The 18,808-nt window shown below is 66.3% G+C and carries 16 protein-coding genes; 7 read left to right on the top strand and 9 right to left on the bottom strand.

Annotation, left to right across the window (positions count from 1 at the left end; all coding sequences use genetic code 11):
• Positions 1–32: 32 nt before the first annotated feature.
• A complete protein-coding gene (locus LV28_RS44945; protein WP_023597624.1) occupies positions 33–683 on the bottom strand; it encodes a CoA transferase subunit B in 651 nt (216 codons plus the stop codon).
• 24 nt (positions 684–707) lie between these two features.
• Positions 708–1,385 carry a 3-oxoacid CoA-transferase subunit A gene (locus tag LV28_RS44940; protein ID WP_023597623.1) on the bottom strand — a complete coding sequence of 226 codons (678 nt, stop codon included), beginning with the start codon at positions 1,383–1,385 and terminating at the stop codon, positions 708–710.
• Positions 1,386–1,732: 347 nt separating this feature from the next.
• Between LV28_RS44940 and LV28_RS44935 the strand changes: the two genes are divergently transcribed.
• Entirely contained in the window at positions 1,733–2,533 is an 801-nt protein-coding gene (locus LV28_RS44935; protein WP_023597622.1) for an IclR family transcriptional regulator, read from the top strand.
• A 120-nt stretch (positions 2,534–2,653) separates the two neighbouring features.
• Here LV28_RS44935 and LV28_RS44930 read toward each other — a convergent pair whose 3' ends face one another.
• The 3 genes from LV28_RS44930 to LV28_RS44920 form a co-directional block, all read right to left on the bottom strand.
• Positions 2,654–2,872: a DUF2783 domain-containing protein gene (locus LV28_RS44930; RefSeq protein ID WP_023597621.1), complete on the bottom strand. Its 219-nt coding sequence runs from the start codon at positions 2,870–2,872 to the stop codon at positions 2,654–2,656.
• A gap of 66 nt (positions 2,873–2,938) precedes the next feature.
• A complete protein-coding gene (locus LV28_RS44925) occupies positions 2,939–4,672 on the bottom strand; it encodes an FAD-dependent oxidoreductase (RefSeq protein ID WP_038619742.1) in 1,734 nt (577 codons plus the stop codon).
• Positions 4,673–4,792: 120 nt separating this feature from the next.
• Positions 4,793–5,752, bottom strand: coding sequence for an MBL fold metallo-hydrolase (locus LV28_RS44920; protein WP_023597619.1), 960 nt, complete (start codon positions 5,750–5,752; stop codon positions 4,793–4,795).
• A gap of 257 nt (positions 5,753–6,009) precedes the next feature.
• Here LV28_RS44920 and LV28_RS44915 point away from each other — a divergent pair, with 257 nt between their 5' ends.
• From LV28_RS44915 to LV28_RS44895, 5 genes are all read left to right on the top strand, one after another.
• Positions 6,010–6,837 carry an IclR family transcriptional regulator gene (locus LV28_RS44915; protein ID WP_023597618.1) on the top strand — a complete coding sequence of 276 codons (828 nt, stop codon included), beginning with the start codon at positions 6,010–6,012 and terminating at the stop codon, positions 6,835–6,837.
• 41 nt (positions 6,838–6,878) lie between these two features.
• Positions 6,879–7,712, top strand: a complete 834-nt coding sequence (locus LV28_RS44910; RefSeq protein WP_038622031.1) for an IclR family transcriptional regulator — start codon at positions 6,879–6,881, stop codon at positions 7,710–7,712.
• A gap of 332 nt (positions 7,713–8,044) precedes the next feature.
• Positions 8,045–9,427 carry a histidine-type phosphatase gene (locus tag LV28_RS44905; protein ID WP_048806519.1) on the top strand — a complete coding sequence of 461 codons (1,383 nt, stop codon included), beginning with the start codon at positions 8,045–8,047 and terminating at the stop codon, positions 9,425–9,427.
• A gap of 331 nt (positions 9,428–9,758) precedes the next feature.
• Complete coding sequence (locus LV28_RS44900) at positions 9,759–10,697, top strand: alpha/beta hydrolase family protein (protein ID WP_176582411.1); 939 nt, start codon at positions 9,759–9,761, stop codon at positions 10,695–10,697.
• A complete protein-coding gene (locus tag LV28_RS44895; RefSeq protein ID WP_306629749.1) occupies positions 10,694–11,248 on the top strand; it encodes a MarR family winged helix-turn-helix transcriptional regulator in 555 nt (184 codons plus the stop codon). The genes LV28_RS44900 and LV28_RS44895 overlap by 4 nt, the downstream gene beginning before the upstream one ends.
• Here the strand turns inward: LV28_RS44895 and LV28_RS44890 are convergent.
• From LV28_RS44890 to LV28_RS44880, 3 genes are all read right to left on the bottom strand, one after another.
• Complete coding sequence (locus tag LV28_RS44890) at positions 11,242–11,667, bottom strand: FapB/FapC family functional amyloid domain-containing protein (RefSeq protein WP_023873072.1); 426 nt, start codon at positions 11,665–11,667, stop codon at positions 11,242–11,244. The genes LV28_RS44895 and LV28_RS44890 overlap by 7 nt on opposite strands.
• A gap of 258 nt (positions 11,668–11,925) precedes the next feature.
• The gene (locus LV28_RS44885) at positions 11,926–13,305 is read right to left on the bottom strand and encodes an MFS transporter (protein WP_023873074.1); all 1,380 of its coding nucleotides are present in this window, start codon (positions 13,303–13,305) and stop codon (positions 11,926–11,928) included.
• A gap of 340 nt (positions 13,306–13,645) precedes the next feature.
• Entirely contained in the window at positions 13,646–15,193 is a 1,548-nt protein-coding gene (locus tag LV28_RS44880) for a glucan biosynthesis protein G (RefSeq protein ID WP_028730977.1), read from the bottom strand.
• Positions 15,194–15,489: 296 nt separating this feature from the next.
• Here LV28_RS44880 and bglX point away from each other — a divergent pair, with 296 nt between their 5' ends.
• A complete protein-coding gene (bglX, locus tag LV28_RS44875; RefSeq protein WP_038619748.1) occupies positions 15,490–17,817 on the top strand; it encodes a beta-glucosidase BglX in 2,328 nt (775 codons plus the stop codon).
• 79 nt (positions 17,818–17,896) lie between these two features.
• Here the strand turns inward: bglX and LV28_RS44870 are convergent, their stop codons facing one another.
• Complete coding sequence (locus LV28_RS44870) at positions 17,897–18,796, bottom strand: LysR family transcriptional regulator (protein ID WP_023873077.1); 900 nt, start codon at positions 18,794–18,796, stop codon at positions 17,897–17,899.
• Between the last annotated feature and the right edge of the window lie 12 nt (positions 18,797–18,808).

Raw genomic sequence — 18,808 nt, 5'->3', positions numbered from 1 at the left:
AGGATGGCCCGGCGAGGGTGTCGTGCGAAGTGTCAGGCAACGGCCGGCGAGGGCAGCAGCGTCACACCGGTGATTCGCTGCAGCTCGTCGAAGGAGAGGCCCTCGACCATGTCGATGACGCGCAGGCCTTCGGGTGTCACGTCGATCACGGCGAGATCGGTATAGATGCGCGTGACGCAGCCCACCCCCGTGAGCGGATACGTGCACTGCTCGACGATCTTGCTCTCGCCCTGCTTCGTCTGGTGCTCCATCATCACGAACACCTGTTTGGCGCCGCTTGCGAGATCCATCGCACCGCCCACGGCGGGTATCGCATCGGGCGCGCCCGTATGCCAGTTGGCGAGATCGCCGGTCTTCGAGACCTGGAACGCACCCAGCACGCAGAAGTCGAGGTGTCCGCCTCGCATCATCGCGAACGAGTCCGCGTGGTGGAAGAACGCGCCGCCCGGCTTGAGCGTGACGGGTTGCTTGCCGGCGTTGATGAGGTCCTCGTCCTCTTCGCCCTTGGCCGGGGCGGGGCCCATGCCGATCACGCCGTTCTCGCTCTGGAGAATGATCTCCTTCTCAGCGGGCAGGTGGTTGGCGACGGCCGTCGGCAAGCCGATGCCGAGGTTCACGTAGGCGCCGTCGGGGATGTCCTGGGCGACGCGGGCGGCCATCTGGTCGCGGGTCAGTCGGTTCATGTCTTGCTCCGGTTCAGATGGGGATCAGGCGCGCGCGGCCGGCGGCACCGCCACCACGCGCTGCACGAAGATGCCGGGCGTCACCACGGCCTCCGGATCGAGCTCGCCGAGCTCGACGACTTCGCTCACCTGAACGATGGCGCATTTGGCCGCCGTGGCCATGATCGGGCCGAAATTGCGGGCGGTCTTGCGATACACGAGGTTGCCCCAGCGGTCGCCCTTGAGTGCCTTGATCAACGCGAAGTCGGCGTGAATCGGCAGCTCGAAAACATACGGCTTGCCGTCGATCACGCGCGTTTCCTTGCCTTCGGCGAGCAGCGTGCCGTAGCCGGTTGGCGTGAAGAAGCCGCCGATGCCGGCGCCCGCCGCGCGAATGCGCTCGGCCAGATTGCCTTGCGGCACCAGCTCGAGCTCGATCTTGCCTGCGCGATACAGCGCGTCGAAGACCTGCGAATCGGTCTGGCGCGGAAACGAGCAGATGATCTTGCGTACGCGTCCGGCCTTGAGCAGCGCGGCAAGACCGGTCTCGCCGTTGCCAGCGTTGTTGTTGACGATGGTCAGGTCGCGAGCGCCCTGTTCGATCAGCGCGTCGATGAGCGCCGAGGGCATGCCGGCATTGCCGAAGCCGCCAATCATGATTGTGGCGCCGTCGTGGACGTCGGCAACCGCGCTGGCGAGCGAGTCGTAAATCTTGTTGATCACACGTGCCTCCTGGGCAGTTCCATGGCCCGGCGGGTGAGGTTCGCGATACGCGTGATGCGCGCATCTTTCGCGTCGTTCGCGATGTGCCTCTTTCGCCCCGGCCCCGGTGGGGTGTCGCCCGACACGAACGTCTTGTCAGGCGGCATCGTCTGGGTCACAATGTTCTTATAGCGAACAAATATTCGCTATAAGAACAGCGTAAGCCTTCCATTGTCGGGCGTCAAGCGAGGGGATGCCCGGCGGGCCGACCCGAGGGCGTGTGCTGTACGGTAGAACCGGCGGCGCAAATCCATTACGCTTGCCGTTCACCGCCCGCCAGCCTTTCCAAACGGACTCCAGCATCTCCCATGACCTTTGTGCCGAACGACGCTCCCGAACCGACCGACAAGAAGCCCGGCGACTCCTACGTGCAGTCGTTCGCGCGCGGGCTGGCGGTGGTCAAGGCGTTCAATGCCGCGCGCCCGGCGCAAACGCTCTCGGAAGTCGCGCAGGCGTCGGGGCTCACGCGCGCGGGCGCGCGCCGCATTCTGCTCACGCTCGAAGCGCTCGGCTACGTGCGAAGCGAGGGTCGTCTGTTCCGCCTTACGCCGCGGATTCTCGACCTGGGGTTCTCCTATCTGACGTCGATGCCGCTGTGGAATCTGGCCGAGCCGTTCATGGAGGCGCTTGTCCAGCAGGTGCAGGAGAGCAGCTCGGCCTCGGTGCTCGACGGCGACGACATCGTCTACGTGCTTCGCGTGCCGGTGCGCAAGGTGATGTCGATCAACCTGTCGATCGGCAGCCGTCTGCCGGCCTGGTGCACGTCGATGGGACGCGTCATGCTCTCGGCGTTGCCGGACGACGAACTCGAGGCCGCCTTGCGGCGTGCCGACATTCGTGCGCACACGCGCCGCACGGTGACGGACATCGATGCATTGCGTGAACGGATTCTCGCCGTGCGTGCGCAAGGGTGGGCGTTGGTCGACCAGGAACTGGAGGAGGGGTTGATCTCGATTGCCGCACCGATTCGCAACCGGGCGGGTCAGGTGATTGCGGCGATGAATGTGAGCGGTCAGGCCAACCGGACGTCGGCGGCGGAGATGGAGAAGAAGTTTCTCGCGCCGTTGCAGCAGGCCGCGCAAAAGATCTCGCAGATGGTGGTCGTGTAACGCATTTTCCTGCGCTCGCGCGTCGCGCCGAGGCAGGAAAAACAACGGGGCGCCCGATGTCGGGGCGCCCCGTTTGACATGCGCGGGTGCGATGGCGCTCGCGCCGCGTGCGCGGCGTCGTCAGGCGGCTGGATTGGCGGCGCTGCCCAGCGCGCCCGCACGTGCCAGTCGGATGGCGGAGATCAGCGTCTCCTGGTCGCCGATCTGGTTGGCGAGCAGCAGAATCAGTTGCGCGTTGGCGGCCTGGCTCTGCGCGTCGTCGAGATCGCGATGCATGTCGATCAGGGCTTCATAGAAGTCGTCGGGATGCGTGAGGCGCGGTTGGGTATCGAGGGCCATGAATCTCTCCTTGCTGCGAATACGGTGTGATCTGAACGATGGCAAGCGCTGACCGAAGGCGCGGCATCAGGCCGCGCATTGCATTGGCGCGAGCTCCGGGGCCGTACGGCCGATGGCGCGTTCGCGCGCGGCGGCGATCGCTGCGGCGTCGACATTGCGCCAACGGGCGCACACATGCTGGTCCGGGCGAATCAGGTAGACCGTACCGGGCGCCGCATCGTAGCGCTGGGCGGCCAGCCCCTGGGCGTCGTGCCAGACACTGTATTCGTCGTGCGTGTCCTCGGCGGCTTCGGCGTCGGGCGTGACGAATACCGGCACGACCGGCACGCTGTCGCGGGCGAGCGCGTCCAACGCGGCGAGGGCGGACGCGTCGAGCGATGACGGCGCACCGAACACGAGCGCGACGAAGCGCCCGCCCAGGCGCGGCAGCAGCCAGCCGTCCCGCCCCTGACGCGAGAGCGGTGCATCGACGCAGGCCGTGCCCGGCACCATGCGTGCGGCGAACGCATCGCATTCGGCGGTGTTGAGCGTGGAGTCGTGCAACACGGCGGGCACCGACAGGCGACCGCTGTTGACCAACTGGCGCGCGAAGGCGTGATCGCGAGCGAGCGTGAGCACGGCGTCGCGGAATACCCGGGACACGGGACTCTTCGGTGTGATGAAATCGGTGGAGCGCGTCGAATTGCGAATGTTCTCGTCGGCCGCGTATTCCCGCTCGCGCGCGTAAGTGTCGAGCAGGGCATCGGGCGCGTGGCCGGCGAGCACCAGGGCGAGCTTCCATGCGAGATTCTCGGCATCCTGCACACCGCTGTTCGCGCCGCGCGCACCGAACGGCGACACCCCGTGCGCCGAGTCGCCGGCAAACAGCACATGGCCGTGACGGAAGTCGTCCATGCGCAGGCACGAGAACGTGTACACGCTGACCCACTCGAGCGTGAACTTGGCGTTCGGGCCGAGCAGCGCCTGCACGCGCGGGATCACCCGCTCGGGGGCCTTTTCCGCGACGGGATCGGCGTCCCAACCCAGTTGGAAGTCGATGCGCCAGACGTCGTCCGGCTGGCGATGCAGCAACACCGATTGATTCGGATGGAACGGCGGATCGAACCAGAACCAGCGCTCGGTCGGGAAGTCGGCCGTCATCTTCACGTCGGCGATGAGGAAGCGGTCCTTGAACGTGCGGCCGTGGCTGTCCACGCCGATGAGCTTGCGCACGGGACTGCGCGAGCCGTCGGCGGCGACCACGTAGCGCGCCGTCGTCCGGTATTCGCCGTCGGGCGTCTCGACCGTGAGCGTCACGCGCGCGTCAGGCGTGCCCGGCGTGCCTTGCTGCTCGAGACCGACGACCTTGTTCTTCCAGCGAATCTCGATGTTGGGCAACTCGCGCGCGCGATCGAACAGGTAACCCTCCACGTAATACTGCTGAAGGTTGATGAAGGCGGGACGATGGTGGCCGGCCTCGGGCAGCAGATCGAAGTTGTAGACCTCCTGATCGCGCAGGAACACACGACCGACGTTCCAGCGCACGCCCTTTTGCACCATGCGCTCGCCGCAGCCCAGACGATCGAAGATGTCGAGCGTGCGCTTGGCGAAACAGATGGCGCGCGAGCCGGTGGACAGCGTGCAGTCGTCGTCGAGGACGACCACGGACACGCCCTGCTGCGCGAGGTCGATGGCGGTGGCCAGCCCGATCGGGCCTGCGCCGACCACGATGACCGGATGCGTGACCTGCGCGCCGCTATTGCTCTGGTCCGCGCACGGGCGATAGTCGAACGTCAGGCGCTGGTAATCGATGCTGCTCATGCAATGTCTCCATCGTCGACACCGCGCCGGCGCTCGGGCGCCGGCGGGTTCCGTTTATTGTTATTGCGATTTGCAACGGGTGCCGCAATGACTGCCGCACCCGGGAACGACGTGTCGCGCTCAGTCCTGCAGCGCGGCCCACATTTCCTTGTCGCGCTGCGCCGTCCAGATGCGCGGGTGCGTAATGCCGCTGGCCTCGTCGAACGCGCGCGTCACGTCGAACGGCAGGCAGTGTTCGTAAATGAACACGTGGCCAAACTTCGGATCCATCTGGCTGCGCGTGAGTGCCATGGCGCCCTTCAGGTCGAGCTTCTGTTCGACGGCCTGTTTGCCCGCTTCGAACAGCGTCGTCACGAAGTCCTTGGTGTAGGCGAGGCCCTTGGCGACTTCGTCCGGCGTGGTCAGGGCGGGGCCGCGTCCGGGCACGAGCTTCTCCGCGCCCAGGGCCGCGAGCGCATCGAGCGTGGCAGGCCATTCGGCGAGCTGCGCGTCGCCGGTGTAGCAGGCGGCGTCGTACTCGACGAGGTCGCCCGAGAACAGCACTTTCTGCGACGGCAGCCACACCACGGTATCGCCCTTCGTGTGACCCGAGCCGAGGTGCGCGATCTTCACTTCGAGCTTGCCGAGGAACAGCGTGATTTCCTTGTCGAAGACGAGCGTCGGCCACGTGAGGCCGGGCACCGTTTCCACGCCGGCGAACAGACGCGGGAAGCGCTCGATCTCCGACTTCATGTCGGCCTCGCCGCGCTCGACGATCATCTCGTAGGTGCCGCGGCTCGCGATGATCTGCTGGGCGCCTTCGGCGAAGTAGGCGGACGCACCCAGCACGCGCACGGCGTGGTAGTGCGAGAGCACCACATACTTGATCGGCTTGTCGGTAATCGTGCGGATCTTCGCGATCAGGTCTTGCGCCATGGCCGGCGTAGCCGTGGTGTCGACGATCATCACACCGTCGTCGCCGATGATGACGCCGGAGTTCGGATCGCCCTCGGCGGTGTAGGCCCAGGCGTTTTCCGACAATTGGGTGAACGTGACCTTCTTGGCTTCCAGGTCGGCTTGCGAGGCGAATGCTTTGGCCATGCTTGTCTCTCTCTTTATCTCGTCTGCGGGGAAGGATGCTGCGGATGAAGGCATCTTACGAAACGCCTTAATTATTTGTCAATGACAAATCTTATTGTTATTTGCTAATGTTGCGACGGGATTGATCGACGCGTGTTTTGTGCGGGTCGAGGTGCCGGGTTTACCCTGCGGCAATACCGGGTTGGCGCAACCGGCGCGACGCCGACATGTTTAGAATCTAGGCCATTTTCATTGGGGAGCCTGTCTCCCGAAATCGCATGAACCGAATTCCGAAGGACGGCGCTGCCGACGTGGGTGGCCAACCGGGCCGGGCCTCGCGCGGCGTGCAGAGCGTGGATGTCGCCGCGCGTGTGCTCCAGGCGATGGCGCAGGCGCGCCGGCCGCTTGGGCCGGGGGACCTGGCCGCGCTCGCGGGACTGCCACCCGCCCAGGCGCATCCGTATCTGGTGAGTCTGACGCGGCTGGGCCTGCTCAAGCGCGACCCGATGTCGGGGGACTACGCGCCGGGCCCCATGACGTTGCGTCTTGCACTGCTGCATCTCGAAAACGATCCGGCATATCGGGCGGCAGTGCCGCGCGTCGTCGCGCTGGCGCGCGAGACCGGCTTCTGCGTGGCGATCTGCGCGCCGGCGCCGCAAGGCCCGCTCGTGGTTCATTTCGAGCGGGCGGCATTCCCGTTGCATGTGAACCTGCATGTGGGGTCGGTGATGTCGCTCACGACCACGTCGACCGGGCGCGCGTTCTGTGCCTTCACCCCCGACGCGCAATGGCCGCGGGCCTGGCGCGAACAGATGCCGGCCGTTGCCGACGAGCGTGCGCGATTCGACGCGTTGCTCGATGAAACGCGCAGGCACGGGATGGCGCGCAGCGTGAACACGCCGAGCCCGTCGGTGAGCAGTCTGTGCGCGCCGGTGTTCGATGCGAGCGGGCGCCTGCGCCTTGGGCTCACCGCCATCGGCCCGACGGCGGCGCTCGACGTGGCTTGGGAGGGCGAGGCCGCTACCGCGTTGCGAGCGACGGCGAGCGGCATCGCCGCGCAGGTGAATGCGGACGAAGGCCGCGGCAGGGAAGGAGAGCACGCATGAGCGCGACGCGACATCGCACCGAAGACGCGACGGCAGCCGGGATGATGCCGGACGACGCGGGCACCACGGCCAGGCCGCAGCGCGGCATACAGGCGCTCGAGAGTACCGGCGCATTGCTCGAGGCGCTGGTGAGCGCGGGGCGCTCGCTGCCATTGAACGCACTTGCGCGCGAAGCGGGCATGGCGCCGGCAAAGGCCCATCCCCACCTTGTGAGTCTCCAGCGCGCGGGCCTGCTCGCGCGCGACGCGAACGGCAATTTCGAGGCGGGTGTCCTCGGCCTGGAGCTTGGGCTGATGGCGCTGCAACGGCTTTCCCCGACGGGAGAGGCGGAGCCGGAAATCCTCGCGCTCGCGCAGGCGACCGGCCTCTCGGCGGCGATGTCGGTACTCGGCCCCGTGGGACCGACCGTGGTCCGCCTGGAGGAGGCGATGCGACCGCAGCACGTGAGTTTGCGCATCGGCACGGTGCTTTCGCTGGTGAACACCGCGATTGGACGCACGTTCGCCGCTTTCCTGCCCGAGGCGGTGCTGGACGGCATGCTCGCGCAGGAACCCGTGCGAATGGCTGGCATGGGGGCGGAAGGGCGCGCATCGACGCCGCCTTCGGACTATGCCGCCCGCCTTCGAACGATTCGCGAGCAGCAGTTCGACACGGCGCTGAGCAATCCCGTGCCCGGTATCGATACGGTGGCCGTGCCGGTGTTCGACCATACGGGGGAAGTCACGCTGGTGCTGGCGCTCATGGGGTCGGCGGGCAGCTTTGACACGGCGTCCGACGCCGCGCCCGCGCAGGCGCTCGTGGCCGCGGCACACCGATTGTCGTGGCGCTTCGGCGCGATCGGTCGCGCACCGGCGGCTACCTCGCAAGCCGCATAAGCTGCATGAGCTGCGCGATTACGGGCGTATCCGGCGCCGTGCACGCATGGACTCGCCGGTGCGCGCCGCGCGATGCGTTAGCGCCCCGGCGGCGCCTCGTCTTGGGGATGTCGGACGCGCACGGTAAGATGGATGTCGATGCCGTATCCCGGCGTCTCCCGGCGTCTCCCGCCGTCTCCCGCCGTCTCTGTCACCCCGACCTGCCCATGACATTTGCCATGCTCCGCGTGATGACCTGTAGAACCGTTCGCTCCCGCATCGCCGCGCTCGCCATGCGAGCGTGCCTGACGCCTCTGTTGCCCGCGCAACACGTTCGACCTGGGCGACGCGGCATGCGATGGCGGGCTTGCGCGGCGACGCTTGCCGTGGCCGGCGTACTGAGTGCTTGCACGACGGCCACGCCGCCCGCGCCGGGGGCGGCGAAGCCGCCGGAGTCGGCCGCGCGCATCGACGGCATGCCCGCCGACTGGACCCTGGTTTCGACGGTGATCGTGAGCCGGCACGGCGTGCGCTCGCCAACGCACGCGCATCCTCCGCTGGACAAACTGACGCCTGATGCCTGGCCGGGCTGGCCCGTGCCTGCCGGCTACCTGACGGCGCGCGGCGGCTCGCTGGCCGAGCGCATGGGCCGGTACTACGGCGACTGGTTGCGCGCACGTCGTGTGTTGCCCGACAACGCTTGCCCCGCACCGGGCACGGTGTACGGATGGGCGGACATCGACCAGCGCACGCGCGAGACGGGCAACGCGCTGCTGCAGGGCATGGCGCCGGGATGCGAGATGCGTACGGCGCACCAGGCGGATCTCACGACCTACGACGCGGTCTTCTCGCCGATGGCCGCGGGCGATTGCCCGCTGGATCCGGGGGCGGCGCGCGGCGCGATCGAGGCGCGGCTCGCACCCGACGGCGTTTCCGGGCTCAACAAGCGCTATGCCGCGACGCTCGCCCGCATGAGCGAAGTGCTCGACTACGGACGGAGTCCGGCGTGCGGTGCGCAAAGCGGATGCAAGCTCGAAGACGAGCCGACCCGGCTGCGCGTGGAGGGCGACGGCAGCGGCGTGACGCTGCGCGGCGCGCTGGGCAGTGCCGCGACGGCTGCGGAAGTCTTCCTGCTGCAATATGCGGAGGGCTTGCCCGACAACGACGTGGCGTGGGGACGGATTCGCGACGAAAAGGACTGGGCGCTCCTGTTCGAAGCCCGCAATGCACGACGGGACCTGCTCAATCGCACGCCTTATCTCGCGGCCACCAACGGCACGCCGTTGCTTGCCGTGGTACTCGACGCCCTGACGCGCGCCGAGCAGCAAACGGGGGCGCCGCCGCCCGCGCCGGTCCGTGGACCGGTGTTGCCGGTGGGCAATCGCGTCTACGTGCTCACCGGTCATGACACGAACGTCGCCAATCTGGCTGGCATGCTCAAGCTCGACTGGCAGTTGCCCGATCAGCCCGACAACACGCCGCCCGACGGCGCGCTCGTCTTCAGTCTGTGGCGTAGCCCGGCGGGCGAGCCGTTCGTGCGGGTCGAGTTCGTCTACCAGTCGATGCATCAGATGCGCCATCTCACCACGCTCTCGCTCGACGAGCCCGCCCGGCGCGTGACGCTTTCCGTTCCCGAATGCACTGACGGTCCGGATGCCAAAGCCTGCCGCTGGCCTGCTTTCGCGCGGCGCGCGCGGGCGGCCCTCTTGCCGGCGTGTCTGGACGGTGTTCGATAGGCATCAGGCCTCGAACGCGAACCCATGCGTGGCGCGCCGGGACGGGTCGACCCGCCCTGAGCGCCACGCCATCCACCCTCGCTTCCCCGCGCTCGTAGCGCGCCTCTAATTTATTTCGTGCGCGAAATAAATTTGCGAATATACTTCGCGTACGAAATAAATTCCGAAACTGTCTAACCGACAGGTGCCGTGCATCTTCCTTTGGGAGGGCGAGCGCCGGGGAGTTGTGTCATGTCGTCGTTTGCCGTCGAAATTCCAGCGGTCGACGGGTATCCGCTGGGGGGGCCACGTCTGGTATCCCGAATCGTTACCAGCCCTTGGCGTCGTGCTCGTGCATCCGGCTACCGCCGTTCCCGAGCGCCTCTACTTCGCGTTCGCGCAACACATCGCGCGGCGGGGCCTGATCGCCGTCACTTACAGTTATCGTGGCGTCGACGGATCGCGACCGCCCAGACTGCGCGGCTTTCGGGCGCGTATGCGCGATTGGGCCGATCTGGACGTGGAAGGCGTGACACGCTGGGCGACATCGGCCTATCCGTCGTTGCCTTGCTACGCGGTCGGCCATAGTTTCGGCGGCCACGCGATCGGGTTGTGCGAGAGTTCGAACCGGCTGGTCGCCGCGGTACAGGTCGCGTCGCATGTCGGGGCGATGCGCGTGGTGAGTCATCGCCCCGAGCGACGACGCATCACGCTCCTGATGCACTGGATCGCGCCACTGCTCGCACGCCTTGCCGGGTACATGCCGGGCAGCAAGTTGGGTATCGGTGAGGACCTGCCCGCAGGGGTTCTGCTCGAGTGGAGTCGCTGGACCCGCCTGCCGAACTATTTTTTCGACGACCCGACGTTAGACGCGGATGCGCGCTTTGCTCGCGTGCGCACGCCGATCCTGTCGCTCGGTTTCGACGACGATCTCTGGGCCACGCCGATGGGCATCGAACTGCTGGTGTCGCGGTTCCGGAATGCGCCCGTGACGCGCCGCGAAATCTCGGCGGTTCGTTCGGATTCCGGATCGATCGGGCATATGGGATACTTCAGGCAACATTCCGGCGGGTTCCTTTGGCCCGAAACCATCGACTGGTTGTTGTCGGCGGGGTCGGCGCAAACCCGGGTGAGCCCACCCCACGCCGGCATGCCGGGGACTTCGTGGTCACCCACGTCGGCCGACCCGGCTGCGGCGATGCGACCTGCCGCCACAATGAAATCACCACGATCCGACCAGACCGAATGCCAAAACGCCAACCTTCCGCCGCCCCTGCTGAGCGCGCCATGAGCGCCATGAGCGCCGTGAGCGCCGTGAGCGCCGTGAGCGCCGTGAGCGCCGTGAGCGCCGGAGATCCCGGCAAGGGCAAAGTCAGTGAGGAGGCTGCCGATCGCCGGCTGTACTTCCTGCTCACCGTTGGTCAGCGCCGCGTGCAACGGTGGATCGATGCCCGCGCAGGCGACTCAGCCAGCGTGAGCGCCGCGCAGGCAGGCGTGCTGTTCTACCTGCTGCGTCACGAAGATGCCCTGGTGGGGGAAGTGGGGGCGGCATTGCAACTGTCGCCGTCGTCGATGACGGGGCTGGCCAATCGCATGGTCGGCGCCGGGCTGCTGGCGCGACGCGCCGACGCGGAGGACGGGCGTGCCACCCGATTGCGGATCACGGCAGCGGGGCACAAGGCGGTGGCCCGCGCCCGCGACATTCTCGCCGAGCTCAACGCGTTGCTGCACGACGACTTCACCGAAGCCGAATTGAAAATCGTCGCGCGCTGGCTCTCCAACTTGCAGAACCGCTTCCCGGCCGATCTCGGAATCGACCTGGCGCGGGGTGGCGCTCAGTGAATCGCCAGTGCGTTGGCCTGAGCGTTGGCGACGCCTGCCACCACGTTCACCCCGATATTGCCCGATGCGCCCATCAACGCGCGCTCGCCGAGCGATGCGCTGGTCGCGCCCGTCACGCTCGCCGCGTTGCGAATCGTCTGACGGGTGTCGACGCTCACATGCGATGCGGTTGCCAGCACGAGCTGGTTCGACTGCATATTGAGCGCACCGGCGGCCACGTTCGCACCGAAGTTGCCGTGGGCATTGCGCAAGGCGTCGTTGCCGAGGGTGGCGACGGGCGCGCCGCCGAACACGGCGGTGCTGGTCGCGACTTGACGGGTGGAGAGTCGAACGACGGTGGCGTCATTCGGTTGGCCGGCGAAGGCCGATGCGCTGACGGCAGCCAGCACGAGAGAACTCAGCAGAGCAATGCGCGGCATAGGGGAGGATCTCCAGACGGTCCGTTGGGACGGATATCTGGTTAACGGCGCCTGAGGCGCTCGGGTTGAATGATTTTTCGTGTGTCGCGCACGCATCAGGCGATGTCGGTCTGCCCCCGCCCCGACGCATCGCTTCACCGAAAGCCGCCGTCTTTCCCATGACGGCCGCGGCGCGAATTCTCTCACGGCGGCGCCCCCTTTGCGCCGCCGTGCGATCGCTACTGCGCTTACGGATTCAGACGGTCTTGACGCGCGAGATCACGCCGGTTCTCCCGCGCCATTGGCGAATTGCGCCGGGGTGTCGCGTGATTGCGCCGCTGCCTGCTGCTGTACCGTGGCCGACTTCTTGTGGTCGATGAGCAACACGGCGATCACGGCGACGACCGCCGGAATGGCGATCGCCATAAAGTTTTGCTGCAACGGCAGCGACATGCTCACCAGCACACCGATCACGATGGGCGCAAGAATGGCGCCGCTGCGTCCCACGCCCGAGGCCCAGCCGATGCCGGTGCCGCGCGCGGCCATCGGATAGAACTGACCGGCGTAGGCATAGGTGACGATCTGCGTGCCGATGGTCGATGCCCCGGCCAGCCCGACCAGCACGAACAGCACCGGTGTGGGCACCTTCACCCCAAGCAGGGTGATCGACACGGCAGCGAGGGCGTACATGCCGACGAGCACGTATTTGATGTTGAAGCGGTCGGCGAGCCACCCACCGCCAATGGCACCGAGCATCGCGCCGAAGTTCAGTACCAGCACGAAGGTGAGTGCGGAGCCGAGACTGTAGCCCGCGCTCGCCATGAGCTTGGTGAGCCACGAACTGAGCGCATACACCATGAACAGGCACATGAAGAAGGCCACCCACAGCATGACCGTGCTGAAGCCGCGGCCGTCCTGGAACAGGCGTGAAAGCGGCGCGGCCTGTTTGCGATCCGTTGCGGGCAGGGCGAACTGGTCGCCGGGCTGCGCGGCGTAGGTGGGTGCGAGTCGGGCGAGCACCTGCTTAAGGGCGTCGTGGCGACCGGTGCGAATCAGGAACGGCATCGACTCCGGTAACGCCTTCATCGCAAACGGCACGAGCAGTGCCGGCAATGCGGCCGCGAAGAAGACGGATTGCCATCCGTACGACTCGATCAATCCCTTGCCCAGCAGTGCGGCGAGCATGCCGCCGACCGAATAGCCCGAGAACATCAGCGTGACGAGCGTGCCGCGCAGCTTGCGCGGCGAGTACTCCGTCATCTGGGCGACCACGATCGGCATCACGCCGCCGATGCCGACACCGGCGAAAAAACGGGTGACGGAGAAGCTGATTGGCTCGTGTGTGAGGCCGGCCGCCGCAGTGAAGAGCGAGAACATCAGCACGCAGATCGCAATGGCTTTGCGTCGCCCGATGCTGTCCGCGACCATGCCCATGACGATGGCACCGAACATCATGCCGAACAGCGCCGAGCTGACCATGAAGCCGGCACTCGTGGCGTCGACGTTCATCGCCTTCATGATCGACGGCAAGGCAATGCCAGCGACCGCGAGGTCATAGCCGTCAAAGATGATGATGAGCGCGCACCAGAGCAGAATGCGGCCGTGATAGCCGTTGAAGCGCGCTTCGTCGGCCAGATGATGTACGTCGATGTGTCGCATGCGGAGTCTCCATAACGTATCCGCCCTCCGTCGAAACGCGGAGAGTCTTGGGATGTCTTGACCGACACCGGCGGCACTTGGCCGAGCCTCACGGGCGGGCTCTGCGGCCGCGTCCCATGAAACCCACCTCCGCTTTCCGGTTGGAAGGGGGTTATTTATGCAATATTGTGCATGCAGTAAACGCGAAATGATCGTCGACTGCAAGCGCAAATTGCGGGTGCTAGGGTTTTACATGAGAAAACACGTCACGTAAGTGACTGTTTAATTGGGGGGATTCCGGCGTGAGGAAGAGGGTGTGCGGCGACCGAACGCCGCCGCACGCTTCAGGCAGGGGTGCAACTTATTGCTTGGCAACCGAATAGGGCGGGAGTTGATAACTCCATGTCTCGCTGACGGCCTTGCCGCCGGAGATCAGTGCGGCACGCAACTCGGTGACCTTGGCCGGATCCTTGACCATCACGCGCAGGTTCAGGCGCAGGCCGTGTGTCACGGGGTTGGGCTGCAGCGTCTGCTCGAGGATCGTGGCGTTGTCGCTCACGCTCACCTGGGGGGTGACCGATCCGGCCGGCAGCGACGCCAGCGGACCGCCGTCGAAGTCCACGATGAGGCCGGTGCTGCCGTCAAAGTGTCGGATGAGATTGGCTTGCGTAATCTCGCCGGCGGTGCGCAGCGTCTGCTTCACCCATGCCAGTTGTCGGTCGATGATGCCGCGCTCGTTCATGGTCCAGCGAATCGAATAGTCGGCCTTGAGCGGCGTGCCCTTGGGCGGCAACTGATCGGGCGTCCAGAACGCGGCGATGTTGTCGTTGGTTTCGTCGGGCGACGGAATCTCCACGAGTTCGACGTGCCCCTTGCCCCAGTCGCCTTGCGGCTCGATCCACGCGCTCGGGCGCAGGTCGTAGCGGTCCTTCAGGTCTTCGAATTTAGAGAAGTCGCGTCCGCGCTGGAGCAGGCCGAAGCCGCGCGGATTCGTCACCTGGAACTGGCTGATGGCGAGATTGCGCGGATTGTTCAGCGGGCGCCAGATCCATTCGCCGTTGCCCGCGTGAATCGCCAGGCCGTTCGAGTCGTGCAGCGCCGGACGGAAGTTGTAAGGATCGCGCTGCTGGTTCGGTCCGAAGAGGAACATGCTGGTGAGCGGTGCGATGCCCAGCTTGGTCACCTTGTCGCGCATGAACACGCGCGCCTGCACTTGCAGCACCGAGTCCTCGCCGGGCGTGAGATCGAAGCGATAGGCGCCCGTGGCGCGCTTCGAGTCGAGCAGGGCGTAGAAGACCAGGTGTTTGTCGCCCGCGTTCGGGCGTTCGATCCAGAACTCGCGAAACGCCGGGAATTCCTCCGCGATCGGCAGGCCCGTGTCGATCGCCAGGCCGCGCGCCGACAGACCGTAGACCTGGCCCTTGCCGATCACGCGGAAGTAGCTCGCGCCAAGCACACTCATGATTTCGTCGAGCTTGCCGGGTTCGTTGATCGGATACAGCACGCGAAAGCCGGCATAGCCGAGATTCTGCGTGGCACTGCGGTCGAGCTTGAGGTCGCCGAAGTCGAAGCGATGACTGTCGTACTTGATTTCGTCGATTTTCGCGTTGCCGCCGCTGCCGACGATTTCGTTGATCTTCACGGGCGTGCTGAACTGCATGCCCTGATGATAGAAGCCGAGCTTGAACGCCGTGGGCTGATCGTTCCATTCGAACGCGTCGCGCCGCGGCTGGATCTTGATGTAATCCCCAAACTGCATCTTCGCGAAGGCGGGGGTGAGGTTGCTCACCGGCGCGGCGTAGGGTTTGTCGGCGAGCGCCCTGGCGCGAGCGGTGACGTCGTCCAGGGAAAAGGCGTTGGCATGCGCGGCGCCCAGCAGGGCGACGCCCGCCACGAGTGCGGGGGCCAGGGCGCGCACGCGTCGATGCCACGATGCAGCGAGAGGAGCAACTGAAAGCGAAACCACAAATCTCTCCAAAAATGAGGGGACGCAGCAGGTGTGAGATACGGTTTGTTGCACTTTTGGCGCGCGAATTCCGCAAGCGCCCCCGACGCATTGTGGCAAAGTATCGCATTTCGCGTCGTTCACCTGGCGAATGCCCGCGTGCTCGGCACCAATCGACATGACGGCGGGGCAGGCCGGTCGAAACAAGCCGTATTTTCCATGCCCGTCGTCGCGCCACATTGGATCGCTATCCCATGAGAATGTTCTCTGCACTGGCCGTCGCCGCCAGCCTCGCCTGTCTGAGCGCCGCTTCGGCCTTCGCCGCCACCGATGGCGCGGGCAACGGCAAACCGGCCGTGGCCATGCCCTCCGCATCCGCCAAGCAGGCCTTCATCGACAACCTCATCCGGCGCATGACGCTCGACGAGAAGATCGGGCAACTGCGATTGATCAGCATCGGGGCCGACATGCCGGCGCCGAAGCTCATGGAGGAGATCGCCGCGGGCCGTGTGGGGGGAACCTTCAACTCGGTCACGCGGGCCGACAACCGTCCGCTGCAGGACGCTGCCGTCAAGCGCAGCCGCCTGAAGATTCCGATCTTCTTCGCCTACGACATCGTGCACGGTCACCGCACCGTGTTCCCGATCAGCCTGGGCCTGGCGTCGAGCTGGGACATGTCGGTCGTGAAACAGGCCGCCCGAGTGGCCGCCGAGGAAGCCAGCGCCGACGGCCTGGACGCCACGTTCGCACCGATGGTGGACATCTCGCGCGATCCGCGCTGGGGGCGTACGTCGGAGGGGTTTGGTGAGGACCCCTATCTGGTTTCGCAGAGCGCTCGCGCCAGCGTGCAGGGATTTCAGGGCTCGTCGCCGGCCAACCCCGACAGCCTGATGGCGTTCGTGAAGCACTTTGCGCTATACGGCGCCGTGGAGGGCGGGCGCGATTACAACGTGGTCGACATGAGTCCGATGCGCATGTACCAGGACTACCTGCCACCGTATCGCGCCGGGATCGACGCCGGTGCGGGGGGCGTGATGATCGCGCTCAATTCGATCAACGGCACGCCGGCCACGTCCAACAAATGGTTGCTGCGCGATCTGCTGCGCGGCGAATGGGGATTCAAGGGCGTGACGGTGAGCGACCACGGCGCGATCGAGGAACTGATGCGTCATGGCGTGGCCAGGGACGGTCGCGAGGCGGCGAAGCTGGCCATCGAGGCGGGCGTGGACATGAGCATGGCCGACGTGCAGTACCTCAAGCAGTTGCCGGATCTCGTGAAGTCGGGCGAGGTGCCGATGCGCGACATCGACGGCGCCGTGCGGGAGGTGCTCGGTGCGAAGTACGACATGGGGCTGTTCGCCGACCCGTATCGCCGCATCGGCGCCGCCGCGCAAGACCCGAAGGATGTGAATGCCGAGAGTCGTCTGCATCGCGATGCCGCGCGCGACGCCGCGCGCAAGTCCATCGTGCTGCTCGAAAACCGGCACGACACGCTGCCGCTCGCGAAGACGGGCAAGGTCGCCGTGATCGGTCCGCTGGCGGACGCGAAGATCGACATCATGGGCAGCTGGTCGGCCGCGGGCGTGGCGGGGCAGGCGGTCACCCTGCTGCAAGGCGTGCGCGACGCGCTCGGCGCGAATGCTCAGGTCACGTACGCGCGCGGCGCGAACATTACCGACGACCCGCGCGTGGTCGAGTACCTCAACTTCCTCGACTGGGACAATCCGGAGGTCGTGCAGGACAAGCGCACCCCGCAGCAGATGATCGACGAGGCGGTGCAGGTCGCCAGGGGCGCCGACACGCTCGTGGTTGCCGTGGGCGAGTCGCGCGGCATGTCGCACGAGGCGTCGAGCCGCACGAGCCTGTCGCTGCCGGGCAGCCAACTGGCGCTGCTGCAGGCGCTCAAGGCCACCGGCAAGCCGCTGGTCGTGGTGCTCATGAACGGTCGCCCGCTCGATCTGAACTGGCCCAAGGCCAACGCCGACGCCATGCTCGAGACCTGGTACACCGGCACGGAAGGCGGCCATGCGATCGCGGACGTGCTGTTTGGCGACTACAACCCGTCGGGCAAGTTGCCGATCTCGTTTCCGCGCTCCATCGGCCAGATTCCCACGTACTACAACCAGTTGCGCATCGGCCGTCCGTTCACGCCGGGCAAACCGCCGAACTACACCTCGCAATATTTCGAAGAGGACTCCGGCCCGTTGTATGCGTTCGGTTACGGCCTGAGCTACACCACATTCGACGTCTCGAAGGTCAACCTGTCGGCCGGCACGCTCGCACGCGGCGGCAAGCTCGATGCGAGCGTGATCGTGCGCAACACCGGCAAGCGCGAGGGGGAAACCGTGGTGCAGTTGTATTTGCAGGACGTGGCGGCCTCGATCGTTCGGCCGGTCAAGGAACTCAAGGGTTTCCGGAAGATTGCGCTCAAACCGGGCGAGTCGCGCACCGTGCACTTCACCATCGACGAGGGCCTGCTGAAGTTCTACAACGCCAAGCTGCAATACGTGGCCGAACCCGGCGATTTCAACGTGCAGATCGGACTCGACTCGCAGAACGTCGGCCAGGCGACGTTCACGCTGAAGTAAGCGGCAAGCGTTTTCGCCGCGATCCCCACGGCGCTCGCGGCGAAATCGAGCATGGCGCGCCCCTGTGCCATCGGCCGCGTCACGCCTGCGTTCGGAATTCCCCCGCGAGGAATTCCACGCAGGCGCGCACCTTCGCCGATGCCGCCACGCGAGACGGGTACACCGCCCAGACGTTGGCCGGCTGGGTGACGTCGGGCAACACCTGTATCAGGTCTCCGCGCGCGATCAGCGCGCCCACATCCCACATCGAGCGCAACACGATGCCCTGCCCGTCGAGCGCCCACTGCACGGCCACTTCCCCGTGATTGGTCGACAGCGGCCCCGTCACCTTGAGCGAGACGGCCTCGCCGCGCTGTTGCAGGCGCCACATGCCGAACGGGTGATCGCGTTCCTTGATGACGATGCACGCATGCCCCGCGAGATCGCTCAACTGACGCGGCGTGCCGTGCGCGTCGAGATACGCCGCCGACGCGCAGAGTACGCGATGGTTGTCGGCAAGCTTGCGTGCAATCAGATGCGGCGCGATGTCGTCGCCGATGCGCACGTCGAGGTCGTAGCCCTCGGCCACCACGTCGACGATCCGGTCGAACAGATCGAGCCGCACGTTGAGCTGCGGATGCAGCGCGCGCAGGCGCGACATGGCCGGCGCCACCACGTGCCGCCCGAATCCGAAGCTGCTCGACACGCGCAACGTGCCGCGCGGCAACTGCCGCGTACTGGAGACGTCTTCGATCAGATGGTTCACGTCGTCGAGGATTTTCTCCGCCCAGGCGTAGACGCGCTCCCCCGCGTCGGTGATGGCCACGCGGCGGGTCGAGCGATGCAGCAGCCGCGTGCCGAGATCGGCCTCGAGCATGCCGACGCGCTTGCTCACATACGCGGGCGAGACCCCCAGTGCCTCGGCCGCCGCCGAAAAGCTGGCGCGGCGCGCCACCTGGCAAAACACGCGCAGGTCGTCGAGATTCGGATTGACGGGCAGGGGTTTGTTCAC

This window comes from Pandoraea pnomenusa (assembly GCF_000767615.3).
Lineage (GTDB): Bacteria > Pseudomonadota > Gammaproteobacteria > Burkholderiales > Burkholderiaceae > Pandoraea > Pandoraea pnomenusa.
This window is presented reverse-complemented; position numbering and strand designations above follow the sequence as displayed.

Excerpts from the sequence above, each read along its gene's own strand:
- LV28_RS44910 (WP_038622031.1), top strand. The coding sequence starts at position 6,879 with ATGATGCCGGACGACGCGGGCACCACGGCCAGGCCGCAGCGCGGCATA.
- LV28_RS44920 (WP_023597619.1), bottom strand. The coding sequence starts at position 5,752 with ATGGCCAAAGCATTCGCCTCGCAAGCCGACCTGGAAGCCAAGAAGGTC.
- LV28_RS44915 (WP_023597618.1), top strand. The coding sequence starts at position 6,010 with ATGAACCGAATTCCGAAGGACGGCGCTGCCGACGTGGGTGGCCAACCG.
- LV28_RS44930 (WP_023597621.1), bottom strand. The coding sequence starts at position 2,872 with ATGGCCCTCGATACCCAACCGCGCCTCACGCATCCCGACGACTTCTAT.
- LV28_RS44935 (WP_023597622.1), top strand. The coding sequence starts at position 1,733 with ATGACCTTTGTGCCGAACGACGCTCCCGAACCGACCGACAAGAAGCCC.
- bglX (WP_038619748.1), top strand. The coding sequence starts at position 15,490 with ATGTTCTCTGCACTGGCCGTCGCCGCCAGCCTCGCCTGTCTGAGCGCC.
- LV28_RS44945 (WP_023597624.1), bottom strand. The coding sequence starts at position 683 with ATGAACCGACTGACCCGCGACCAGATGGCCGCCCGCGTCGCCCAGGAC.
- LV28_RS44895 (WP_306629749.1), top strand. The coding sequence starts at position 10,694 with ATGAGCGCCATGAGCGCCGTGAGCGCCGTGAGCGCCGTGAGCGCCGTG.
- LV28_RS44890 (WP_023873072.1), bottom strand. The coding sequence starts at position 11,667 with ATGCCGCGCATTGCTCTGCTGAGTTCTCTCGTGCTGGCTGCCGTCAGC.
- LV28_RS44885 (WP_023873074.1), bottom strand. The coding sequence starts at position 13,305 with ATGCGACACATCGACGTACATCATCTGGCCGACGAAGCGCGCTTCAAC.
- LV28_RS44925 (WP_038619742.1), bottom strand. The coding sequence starts at position 4,672 with ATGAGCAGCATCGATTACCAGCGCCTGACGTTCGACTATCGCCCGTGC.
- LV28_RS44905 (WP_048806519.1), top strand. The coding sequence starts at position 8,045 with ATGCGATGGCGGGCTTGCGCGGCGACGCTTGCCGTGGCCGGCGTACTG.